Here is an 11,384-nt window from a genome sequence, read left to right as displayed (position 1 = left end):
TTTTGTGTCTTTCCTCGTACAAGCGGGCTCTCCTCTCCTGGGACCCCCCCCCCCCCCCCCTCCCCCCCCCCCAACCCCGCGAAGAAGCCAACCACGATCCAACAGACGAGAGCCGACTCCTGTAGACTGCTGGGCAACCACGCCCCCTCCTTCGAGCCTGTGATGCACAAAGAAACCGAACTCAAGCTCCGCGCCAGCCGCGAGACCCTTGCCGCCCTGCGCGAGCACCCTCTGCTGAAAAAGCGCAACAAGTCCGGCTGGCAGACCCGCGAACTGCTCAACCAGTACTTCGACACCCCCGAGCGCGAGCTCTCCGCCGCCCGTGTCGCCCTGCGCCTGCGCCGCGATGGCGAGGCCATCATCCAGACCCTCAAGTGCCGCGGCACCAGCGTGGCCGGCCTGTCCGAGCGCAACGAGCACGAATGGCAGCTGGACAAGGTCAAGCTCGACCTGAAGAAGCTCGACGACAGCTGCTGGCCCGCGCAACTGGCCAACCTGGACAAAAAGACCATCAAGCCGCTGTTCACCACCGACTTCAGCCGTGAATACGCCGAAATCGCCTGGGGCCGTGGCAAGAGCAAGGTGGTGATCGAGGCCGCGCTGGACCAGGGTTTCGTGATCGCCGGCAAGCGCAAGGAAGAAATCTGCGAGCTGGAACTGGAACTGCGTGAAGGTGAGCCGCAGGCACTGCTGGAACTGGCCGCCGAGCTGGCCGCCAGCCTGCCGCTGATGCCATGTGACATCAGCAAGGCCGAGCGTGGCTACCGCCTGCTGGAGCCGGACAGCTACGAGCTGGGCCTGCCGCACACCGAGCTGGAAGCCGAAATGGCCGTGGACGACGCCTACGCCGCACTGGCCTGGCAACTGCTGGGCAGCAGCCAGCGCCTGGCCGAGCAATACCGCCACAACGGCCACTGGCGCCTGCTGCAGGACTGGGTCGAGTGCCTGAGCGAGCTGCGTGCCATTACCGCCAGCCTGGGCCAGGCCGCGCCACGCGCCAACACCCGTGACCTGCGCAGCAGCCTGGACGCCGTGCTCGAAGACTGGCGCCCGCTGGTGCAGGCCGGTAACGAAGACGAAGATATCCGCCGCGCCGCCCCCGAGCAGTTCGCCGAAGAACTGGAAGACGTGCGCTGGGGCCAGTTCTCGCTGGAAACCTCGCGCTGGCTGCTGGCCCGTGCCTGGACCGTGGAGCGCAAAGGCCGTGGCGAGCGCCAGGGCAAGGCGCAGCTGGCAAGCTGGCTGGCGCACCTGCTGGGCGAAGAAGGCCGAGCGTTGAAGCTGCCGCTGTACACCCAGCGGCCGGAAGACCTGGCCGAGCAACTGCCGCGTATCGAGCAGCTGCTGGCCTGGCTGCACCATGCTCGTCAGGTGCTGGAAGCGCCCCAGATGGACCGCCTGTATGGCGACCTGAAGAAGCTACATGAGCTGGCTGAGCAGCCGATCAGCGATGAAGTACTGGAAGCGCGTATCGAGCAGGCTCGGGCGGTGGATCAGAGCCGCGGCTGGAAGCATCTGCTCAAGGCGTGATACCGCGTCGCATTCTTCGCGGGCTTACCCGCTCCCACAGGGAACTGCACAAGGCCTGGGCCTGCACAGCACCTGTGGGAGCGGGCGAGCCCGCGAATGGCCTCAACGCGAAAGTGGCAGGCTGGTGGTGGACTTGATCTCCGACAGCGCCACGATCGAGTTCACCTCCTGAATCCCCGGCACGTTCGACAGCTTTTCGAAGAAGAATCGTTCATAAGCCTCGATATCCGGGGTGACGATGCGCAACAGAAAGTCCACCGACCCCATCAGCACATAACACTCCAGCACCTCCGGAAACCCGCGGATCGCGTCGGTGAACTCTGTGAAGTTGGAGCGCCCGTGGGCGTTCAGTTTCACCTCGGCGAATATCTGCGTGTTCAGGCCGACCTTCTTGCGGTCCAGCAAGGTCACCTGCCCACGAATCACTCCCTCCTCCTTCAACCGTTGGATACGCCGCCAGCACGGCGATTGCGACAGCCCCACGCGTTCGGCGATCTGCGCACTGGACAGAGAAGCGTCCTCCTGCAGCAGTTCGAGGATACGGCGGTCGTAGGCGTCCAGCTCGCTGTGCATCAATAATTCTCCTGAACAGCACTTCATGAATAGAACAATTCGCCAATACAGCGAAATGATCAAATCATAGCGAAAAAATACCGCCACTAACGTGCAAGAATTTCTCCAACATTTGCGGAGACCAGCATGAACGCACAGCCCCGTACCGACGCCTGGGCCGCCAGCAGCGCCCACAGCACCGTGCACTATCGCCTGCAGGCCGAGGCCGAGCCTGACAGCCTGTGCCGGGTACTCAACCTGTTTGCCCTGCAGTTCCTGACCCCGCACAGCGTGCAGGTCAGTCAGCAGGACGACTGGCTGGATATCGAGGTCGGCATCGGCGGCCTCAGCTGGCACCGGGCCGAGGTGATTGCGCAGAAACTGCGTAACCTGGTGTGTGTGGGTGAGGTGAGCCTGAGCAAGCTGCAGCGGGTGGAGCTGGCGGTTGTGTAAGCATTTACCGACCCTATCGCCGGCAAGCCGGCTCCCACAGGTACAGCGCAATCTTCGAGCCTGTGGTGGTCCTGTGGGAGCTGGCTTGCCGGCGATAGGGCCAGTACAGGCACAGTAAATTTCCGAAACTTTTCACTTCCGTTAACCTTCCGCCGTCCGGCTAGCCTTGATCAGCACTCCCCTATCAGGCACGGACGCCAATCATGCACACCCCCGACAACCCGGCACTCGACCTCAAGCGCGTGCTCCAGGGCCTGCTCGCCGACCAGCACCTGCACGCCAACGACACCCTGCAGGTACTCGAGCACGCCGCCAATCACCCCACCGCCCACCCGCTGGAACAGATCGCCGCCTGCGCCCTGGAAGACCGCCGACACCCTGGCAAGCCCCTGGACCTGGATCGCCTCTGCCAATGGCTGGCCAACAAGGTCGGCCAGCCCTACCTGCGCATCGACCCGCTGCAACTGGACCTGCCCCAGGTCACCGGCCTGATATCCCCGGCCTTCGCCCAGCGCCACGGCATCCTTATCGTCGCCGCCGACGCCTCCAGCGTCACCGTCGCCAGCGCCCAGCCCTACCAGGACGACTGGCTGGCCGACCTCACCCGCAGCCTGGGCCGGCCGATCCGGCGCGTGCTGGCCAGCCCGCAGCAGGTCCGCCAGGCAGGGCAGTCGTTCCACCGCCTGGCCCAATCGGTAAAGGGCGCGCAACACCAGCAGTCAGCCAGCCTGGGCGAACTCGAACAGCTGCTGGAGCTGGGCAAGCGCCAGGCCGAGGCCAGTGCGGACGACGCGCACATCGTGCATATCGTCGACTGGCTGCTGCAGTACGCCATCGAGCAACGCGCCAGTGATATCCACCTGGAACCACGCCGCGAACTGGGCCAGCTGCGCTACCGCATCGACGGCCTGCTGCACAACGTCTATGCCTTCCCTGCCGGGGTAACCCTGGCGCTGGTCAGCCGCCTGAAACACCTGGGGCGCATGGACGTCGCGGAAAAACGGCGGCCGCAGGATGGCCGGCTGCAAAGCCGCCTGCCTGGCGGCGGCGAGGTGGAACTGCGGCTGTCGACATTGCCGACTCCGTTCGGCGAGAAACTGGTGCTGCGCCTGTTCGACCCGCAACAGTTGCAAGAAGGCTTCGACCGGCTCGGCCTGGACGGGGCGCAACTGGACCAGTGGCAAGGCCTGCTGCGTCATCGTCAGGGCATCATCCTGGTTACCGGCCCCACCGGGTCCGGCAAGACCAGCACGCTTTACGCCAGCCTCAAGCTGCTGGCCACGCCGCAGGTCAACCTGTGCACCATCGAAGACCCGATCGAGCGCCTGGAACCCGCCTTCAACCAGTTGCAGGTGCAACCCGCCCTGGACCTGGGATTCGCCAATGGTGTGCGGGCCATGCTGCGCCAGGACCCGGACATCATCATGATCGGCGAAATCCGTGATCGCGAGACCGCCCTGGTGGCGGTACAGGCAGCCCTGACCGGGCACCTGGTCCTGTCGACCCTGCATACCAACGACGCCTGTGGCGCGATCACCCGCCTGCAGGAACTGGGTGTGGCCGACTACCTGATCAAGGCGACGCTGGTGGGGGTCATGGCCCAGCGGCTGGTGCGCACACTGTGCGCGGATTGCCGGGGTGATACAGCGCTGCGCGAAGGGCAGCCATGCCGTACCTGTCGTGGCACGGGGTTCCATGGCCGCACAGGGTTGTTCGAGCTACTGATACCCAGCGACAGCCTGCGCGCCCTGATAGGCCCGGACAGCGATCTGGCCAGTTTGCGGCGCCAGGCCGTGGCCGATGGCTTGCTCGATCTGCGCCGCTGCGGCGAAGCCAAGGTAGCCTGTGGGCAGACCCGCCTAGAGGAAGTGCTACGGGCCTGTTCCTGAGCAAAAATCCTTTGTATTCAAGGAACTTGCACCCCTGTGGCAGGATCAAATCGCGCATCTTCAACCCTCACCCTTCGAGGTGTTTCAACATGCGTTTCAAAACCGCCATCGCTGCCGCTGCCTTGCTTTCGCTGCCTATCGGCTCGGCCATGGCCGATACCTTCTGGCGTAACGTGATGACTACCGGTGCTACCACGGCATCGAGCTACCTGACTTCCGGGGATCACAAGCTGGTGATGGCGGCGCAGGATGACGCCGGCAGCTTCGTGGCCAGCGAAGGCGCGATCCGTGGGCCGTTCCTCGAAGCGGCAATTCGCCAGGCTCGCGCGGAGAACCCGGGGATGCAGGCTTCCGACATGGAACTGGCCAATGCCATCCTGGCCAAGAATGCGGTAGCCGAGTAACCGCGTCGCCTGCTTCGCGGGTGAACCCGCTCCCACAGGTACTGCACAGTATTCGAAACTTGTACAAGTCCTGTAGGAGCGGGTTTACCCGCGAAGGGGCCGGCACAGGCAAACCACAATTAGCGATACGCCTCCACCGGCACACAAGCACAGAACAGATTCCTGTCCCCATAAACGTTGTCGACCCGGTTCACCGCTGGCCAGTACTTGTGCTGGCGCACGTGAGCACTGGGCGCCACCGCCTGCTCCAGGCTGTAAGGCCTGTCCCACTCCGCCAGCACATCGGCCAGGGTATGCGGCGCATGCTTGAGCGGGTTGTTCTCCGCCGGCCAGTTGCCCTCCTGCACTTCGCCAATTTCCGTCCGAATCGCCAGCATCGCCTCGACGAAGCGGTCCAGTTCAGCCTTCGATTCACTCTCGGTCGGCTCGACCATCAGCGTGCCCGGCACCGGGAACGACATGGTCGGCGCATGGAAGCCATAGTCCATCAGGCGCTTGGCCACGTCCTCTTCACTGATGCCGGTCAGCGCCTTCAGCGGCCGCAGGTCGAGGATGCACTCATGCGCCACCCGCTGGTTGCGCCCGCGGTAGAGCACCGGGAAGGCACCACCCAGCTGGCTGGCCAGGTAATTGGCCGAGAGGATCGCCACCTCGCTGGCATCGGCCAGTTGCGGGCCCATCATGGCTATGTACATCCAGCTGATCGGCAAAATGCTCGCACTGCCCCAGGGCGCAGCACTGACCGCGCTGTTGTTCGGGTCCAGACCGGGTACCGGCACCACCGGATGGCTGGCGACGAACGGCTTGAGGTGCGCGCGAATGCCGATCGGGCCCATGCCCGGGCCGCCACCACCGTGGGGGATGCAGAAGGTCTTGTGCAGGTTCATGTGTGAAACATCGGCGCCGATATCCGCCGGACGCGCCAGGCCCACCTGGGCATTGAGGTTGGCGCCATCCATGTACACCTGGCCACCATGCTGGTGGACCACTTCGCAGATTTCGCGAATCCCCTCCTCGTACACGCCGTGGGTCGATGGGTAAGTGATCATCAGGCACGACAACCGATCCCCGGCCGAGTGGGCCTTGGCCTTGAGGTCGGCCAGGTCAACGTTGCCATCGTCGTCGCAATCGACGATCACCACCTCCATTCCGGCCATTTGCGCCGATGCCGGGTTGGTGCCGTGGGCCGACGACGGGATCAGGCAGAGCGTGCGTTGCGGCTGGTGGCGGTTGCGATGATAGCGGGTAATGGCCATCAGGCCGGCGTACTCGCCCTGGGCGCCGGAGTTGGGCTGCATGCAGATGGCATCGAAGCCGGTAATGGCGCACAGCCAGCTTTCCAGTTCGTCGATCATCGCCTTGTAGCCGGTGGCCTGGGCCGCCGGGGCAAACGGGTGCAGCAGGGCAAAGCCGGGCCAGGTGATGGGGATCATCTCGCTGGTAGCGTTGAGCTTCATGGTGCACGAGCCCAGCGGGATCATCGACTGGTTCAGCGCCAGGTCCTTGTTCTCGAGTTGCTTGAGGTAGCGCAGCATCTCGGTTTCGCTGTGGTGCAGGTTGAACACCGGGTGGGCGAGAAACGGCGTGCGCCGCACCAGGCTGGCAGGGATGCCTTCGGGCAGCGCCAACTGGTCGAGTGCGGCTATATCCAGGCCGTGATCCACCCCCAGGAAGATATCGAACAGGCGCAACACCGTCTGCTCCGAGCAAGTCTCGTCCAGGCTCACGCCCAGATGCCCGCGGCCAAGGATTCGCAGGTTGATCTGGGCGGCCTCGGCGCTTTCGATGATGGCCGCCTGGGCACCGCCGACGTCCAGGGTAAGGGTGTCGAAGAAGTGCTGGTTGAGGCGCTTGATGCCCTTGGCCTCAAGGCCGGCGGCCAGGATGAAGGTCAGCCGGTGCACGCGCTGGGCAATGCGCTGCAGGCCTTCGGGGCCATGGTATACCGCATAGAAGCCGGCAATGTTGGCCAGCAGCACCTGGGCCGTGCAGATGTTGGAGTTGGCCTTCTCGCGGCGGATATGCTGCTCGCGGGTCTGCAGTGCCATGCGCAGCGCGGTGTTGCCACGGGCATCGCGCGACACGCCGATGATGCGCCCCGGCATGGCTCGCTTGTAGTCATCGCGGCAGGCGAAATAGGCCGCGTGGGGGCCGCCATAGCCCATCGGTACGCCAAAGCGTTGGGTTGAACCCAGCACCACATCGGCTCCCAGCTCCCCAGGCGGTGCCAGCACCACCAGGCTGAGCAGGTCGGCGGCTACGCAGGCCAAGGCATGCTGGCTGTGCAAATGGTCGATCAGCGGGCGCAGGTCGCGCACCTCGCCGTGAGTATCCGGGTACTGCAGCAAGGCCCCGAAAACCGCGTGTTTGCCAAGGTTATCCACAGAGTCGACGATCAGCTCGAAGCCGAAGCCCTCGGCACGGGTCTTGAGTACCGACAGGGTTTGCGGGTGACAGTGCTCATCGGCGAAGAAGGCATTGCTCTTGTTGCGCGCCACCCGCTTGGCCAAGGCCATTGCCTCGGCGGCGGCGGTGGCTTCGTCGAGCAGCGAGGCATTGGCCAGGGCCAGCCCGGTGAGGTCGATGACCATCTGCTGGAAGTTCAGCAGCGCCTCCAGCCGGCCTTGGGCAATCTCGGGCTGATAAGGCGTGTAGGCGGTGTACCAGCCCGGGTTCTCCAGCACGTTGCGCAGGATTACCGTGGGGGTGATGGTGCCGTGGTAGCCCATGCCGATCAGGCTGGTCCAGACCTGGTTCTGCCTGGCGTAACCGGCGAGCTTGGCCAGGGCGGCCTGTTCGTCCAGTGCAGGCGGCAGGTCGAGGGGGCGGTTGAGGCGGATGTCTGGCGGTACGGTCTGCTCGATCAGCTCACTGCGGCTGGCGACACCCAGCGCGTTGAGCATGGCCTGCTGCTCCGTGGCATCCGGGCCCAGGTGGCGACGCAGGAATGGGTTGAGCTCTTGCAGTTGATGCAGGGATGGCGACTGGGACATGACGACGCTCTCTTCCTGGAACAGCTCTCATGGAGACTTACAAGTCTAGGAAGGGATTGCCGATTCTGCGGGGAAACTTGTTTTGCAGTACCGCCCTCTTCGCGGGCATGCCCGCTCCCACAGGTCAACCACGAGCCCTGAGGCTGGCGCTACTCCTGTGGGAGCGGGCGTGCCCGCGAAGAAGGCGACGCGGTCTTACTCGCCGATCGCGGCCTTGTAGCCCGCAGCATCCAGCAGCTTGTCCAGCTCGGCCGGGTTGCTTGGCTTCAGCTTGAAAATCCACGAATCGTAAGGTTCTTCGTTGAGCAGCTCAGGGCTGTCTGCCAGCTCTTCGTTGACCGCAATCACTTCGCCACCGACCGGGGCGTAGATGTCCGAAGCGGCCTTGACCGACTCGACCACACCGGCCGCATCGCCAGCGGCGAATACCTTGCCGACTTCGGCCAACTCGACGAACACCACGTCACCCAGGGCTTGCTGGGCGTGGTCGCTGATACCAACAGTCACGGTGCCGTCGGCTTCCAGGCGAGCCCACTCGTGGCTTTCGGCAAAACGCAGTTCGGCGGGGATATTGCTCATGTCTTGAATTCCTCGATTGGCTCAGCGGTACGCCCGCCGGTTAAAAATTGTTCAGATCAGGATCTTGCCGTGGCGCACGAAGGTCGGTTTGACCACCCGCACCGGGTACCACTTGCTGCGAATTTCCACCTCGGCCCGGTCGCCGGTGGCCATGGGCACGCGTGCAAGGGCAATGGACTTGCTCAGCGTAGGCGAGAAACTACCACTGGTGATCTCCCCTTCGCCAATCCCGGCTACACGCACCACCTGGTGGGCACGCAGCACGCCACGCTCTTCCAGCACCAGGCCGACCAGTTTTTCCTGCACGCCGTGCTCGATTTCCGCCAGCAGCCCGGCGCGCCCGATGAAATCGCGCTCGGCCGGCTCCCAGGCGATGCTCCAGCCGAGGTTGGAGGTGAGCGGTGTGTGGTTTTCGTCGATGTCCTGGCCGTACAGGTTCATGCCGGCTTCCAGGCGCAGGGTATCGCGGGCACCAAGGCCGCTGGGGGCGATGCCGGCACCGACCAGGTCGTTGAAGAAGGCCACGGCCTGCTCGCCGGGGAGGATGATCTCCAGGCCGTCTTCACCGGTATAACCGGTGCGGGCAATGAACCAGTCGCCTTCGGCAAAGCCTTCGAAAGGACGCAGTTCGCGGATCAGCGCCGCACGCGAGGGGCTGAGCAGGGCTGCAACCTTTTCCCGAGCATGCGGGCCCTGGATGGCAAGGATGGCCAGGTCTGGGCGGACCTGGAAGTCCACGGCAAAACCGTCACGCTGCTGCTGCAGCCAGTCGAGTACCTTGGCACGGGTGGCGGCGTTGGTGACCAGGCGATAGCCATGTTGTGTGCGGTAGACGATCAGGTCGTCGATCACCCTGCCCTGTTCCTGCAACAGCGGGCTGTACAGCGCCTTGCCGGTGTCGTCGAGGCGGGCCACGTCGTTGGCCAGCAGACGCTGCAACCAGGCAGTGGCGTCGCTACCATCGACATCGATCACGGTCATGTGGGAAACATCGAACACCCCGCAATCGCTGCGCACCTGATGGTGCTCCTCGACCTGCGAGCCATAGTGCAGGGGCATGTCCCAGCCACCGAAATCGACCGTCTTGGCGCCAAGCGCCAGGTGCAGGTCATACAAAAGCGTGCGCTGTCCCATGGGTTTCTCCTTCCGGGCGTGGCGAAGCGGCGGCGGTCGATGACGTCGGGTCGTCAGCTCTTCTTGTGTAGGACCCGCCGCGCGAATGCCGCGCATTGTAGCCGCAAGGGCGCGGGCTGGCACCCTCAGTGACTGTGACCGGGTCGACGTGCCGAACGGCGGATCAGGCCGATGACCGGCAGCAGGCCCACCAGCACCAGGGTCAGTGCCGGCAACGATGCACGCGCCCACTCACCCTCGCTGGTCATCTCGAACACCCTTACCGCCAAGGTGTCCCAGCCGAACGGGCGCATCAGCAAGGTGGCCGGCATTTCCTTGAGCACGTCGACGAACACCAGCAGGGCGGCGCTGAGCGCGCCAGGCACCAGCAGCGGCAGATACACCTTGAAAAACAATCCCGCGCCACCGACGCCCAGGCTGCGGGATGCCTCGGGCAGTGACGGGCGGATCCGCTCCAGGCTGCTCTCCAGCGGCCCGTAGGCCACCGCGATGAAGCGCACCAGGTAGGCCAGCAGCAATGCGGCCAGGCTGCCCAGCAGCAGCGGCTTGCCGGCACCGCCCAGCCAGCTGGACAGCGGGATGACCAGGTGGTTGTCGAGGTAACTGAAGGCCAGCATGATCGAAACCGCCAGTACCGAGCCGGGCAAGGCATAGCCCAGGTTGGCCAGGCCCACCCCGGCGCGAATACCACCCGTCGGCGCCTGGCGCCGGGCAAAGGCCAGCAGCAACGCCACGCACACCGTGACCAGCGCCGCCATGCCGCCCAGGTACAGGGTGTGCAACACCAGGCCGACATAGCGCTCGTCCAGGTCATGTCGGCCACGCTGCCAGAACCACGCCAGCAGTTGCAGCAGCGGGATGACGAAGGCGCAGGCGAACACCAGCAAGCACCAACCGCTGGCCAGCAACGCCTTGACCCCGTGCAGGTGGTACAGCGCCTGCCCGCGCGGCCGCTCGTTGCCGCTGCGGCTGGCCCCCCTGGCACGGCGCTCGCCATACAGCACCAGCATCACCGCCAGCAGCAGCAGGCTGGCCAGCTGGGCAGCGCTGGACAGGCTGAAGAAGCCGTACCAGGTCTTGTAGATGGCCGTGGTGAAAGTGTCGAAGTTGAATACCGCAACCGCGCCGAAGTCGGCCAGTGTTTCCATCAGGGCCAGGGCAATACCGGCGCCGATCGCCGGCCGAGCCATGGGCAGAGCCACGCGCCAGAACGCTTGCAGCGGGGACAGCCCCAGCACCCGCGCGGCTTCCATCAGGCCCTTGCCCTGGGCCAGGAATGCGCTGCGCGCCAGCAGGTAGACATAGGGGTAGAACACCAGCACCAGTACGACGATCACCCCGCCGGTGGAGCGCACCCGCGGCAGGCGCATCGGCCCGAACACCTCGCGCAGGGCGCTCTGCACCGGGCCGGCGAAGTCCAGCAGGCCGACGAAGACGAACGCCAGCACATAGGCCGGGATGGCGAACGGTAGCATCAGCGCCCAGTCCAGCCAGCGCCGGCCAGGGAACTCGCAGAGGCTGGTCAACCAGGCCAGGCTGACCCCCAGTACCGTGACGCCGATGCCCACACCCCCCACCAGCGTCAGGGTATTGCCCAGCAGGCGAGTCATCTGGGTGTCGAGCAGGTGCGACCAGATCTGCAGGTCGATCGACTGCCAGGACAGCAGCAGGACGCTCAGGGGCAGGAGCACCAGGGCGGCGACCAGGGTGACCGGGAGGTACCAGCGGCGTTGGGGGGAGTGGGGCAAGTTGAATGTCTCTGTGGCTGATTTGCGACCGCTATGCGGTCGTTCGCGGGCATGCCCGCTCCCCCCAAAGGAGGAAAGCACCCTTGGGGAGGGGAAGGCCCC

General features: G+C 64.9%; 9 protein-coding genes. 4 read left to right on the top strand and 5 right to left on the bottom strand.

Annotated elements, in window-relative coordinates; translation table 11 throughout:
* Positions 1–162 precede the first annotated feature (162 nt).
* Positions 163–1,530, top strand: a complete 1,368-nt coding sequence (locus ACLCGK_RS06190; protein WP_410951509.1) for an inorganic triphosphatase — start codon at positions 163–165, stop codon at positions 1,528–1,530.
* A gap of 102 nt (positions 1,531–1,632) precedes the next feature.
* On the opposite strand, the gene ACLCGK_RS06185 is transcribed toward ACLCGK_RS06190, so the two are convergent.
* A complete protein-coding gene (locus ACLCGK_RS06185) occupies positions 1,633–2,103 on the bottom strand; it encodes an Lrp/AsnC family transcriptional regulator (RefSeq protein WP_015272225.1) in 471 nt (156 codons plus the stop codon).
* A gap of 126 nt (positions 2,104–2,229) precedes the next feature.
* Here ACLCGK_RS06185 and ACLCGK_RS06180 point away from each other — a divergent pair, with 126 nt between their 5' ends.
* From ACLCGK_RS06180 to ACLCGK_RS06170, 3 genes are all read left to right on the top strand, one after another.
* Positions 2,230–2,535 carry a hypothetical protein gene (locus ACLCGK_RS06180; RefSeq protein WP_410951508.1) on the top strand — a complete coding sequence of 102 codons (306 nt, stop codon included), beginning with the start codon at positions 2,230–2,232 and terminating at the stop codon, positions 2,533–2,535.
* Between the two features lie 203 nt (positions 2,536–2,738).
* Entirely contained in the window at positions 2,739–4,424 is a 1,686-nt protein-coding gene (locus ACLCGK_RS06175; RefSeq protein ID WP_367245083.1) for a GspE/PulE family protein, read from the top strand.
* An 89-nt stretch (positions 4,425–4,513) separates the two neighbouring features.
* Positions 4,514–4,828: a DUF2388 domain-containing protein gene (locus ACLCGK_RS06170; protein ID WP_003259356.1), complete on the top strand. Its 315-nt coding sequence runs from the start codon at positions 4,514–4,516 to the stop codon at positions 4,826–4,828.
* A 119-nt stretch (positions 4,829–4,947) separates the two neighbouring features.
* Here ACLCGK_RS06170 and gcvP read toward each other — a convergent pair whose 3' ends face one another.
* The 4 genes from gcvP to ACLCGK_RS06150 form a co-directional block, all read right to left on the bottom strand.
* Positions 4,948–7,821, bottom strand: a complete 2,874-nt coding sequence (gene gcvP / locus ACLCGK_RS06165) for an aminomethyl-transferring glycine dehydrogenase (protein WP_410951507.1) — start codon at positions 7,819–7,821, stop codon at positions 4,948–4,950.
* A 195-nt stretch (positions 7,822–8,016) separates the two neighbouring features.
* Positions 8,017–8,400, bottom strand: a complete 384-nt coding sequence (gene gcvH / locus ACLCGK_RS06160; RefSeq protein WP_013974715.1) for a glycine cleavage system protein GcvH — start codon at positions 8,398–8,400, stop codon at positions 8,017–8,019.
* Between the two features lie 51 nt (positions 8,401–8,451).
* A complete protein-coding gene (gene gcvT / locus ACLCGK_RS06155; protein WP_013974716.1) occupies positions 8,452–9,534 on the bottom strand; it encodes a glycine cleavage system aminomethyltransferase GcvT in 1,083 nt (360 codons plus the stop codon).
* A gap of 125 nt (positions 9,535–9,659) precedes the next feature.
* Complete coding sequence (locus ACLCGK_RS06150) at positions 9,660–11,282, bottom strand: ABC transporter permease (RefSeq protein ID WP_410951506.1); 1,623 nt, start codon at positions 11,280–11,282, stop codon at positions 9,660–9,662.
* Positions 11,283–11,384: the final 102 nt, after the last annotated feature.

This window comes from Pseudomonas sp. S1(2024), from assembly GCF_046557535.1.
The sequence above is the reverse complement of the archived record's forward strand: the minus strand, read 5'-3'. Positions and strand labels throughout refer to the sequence as shown.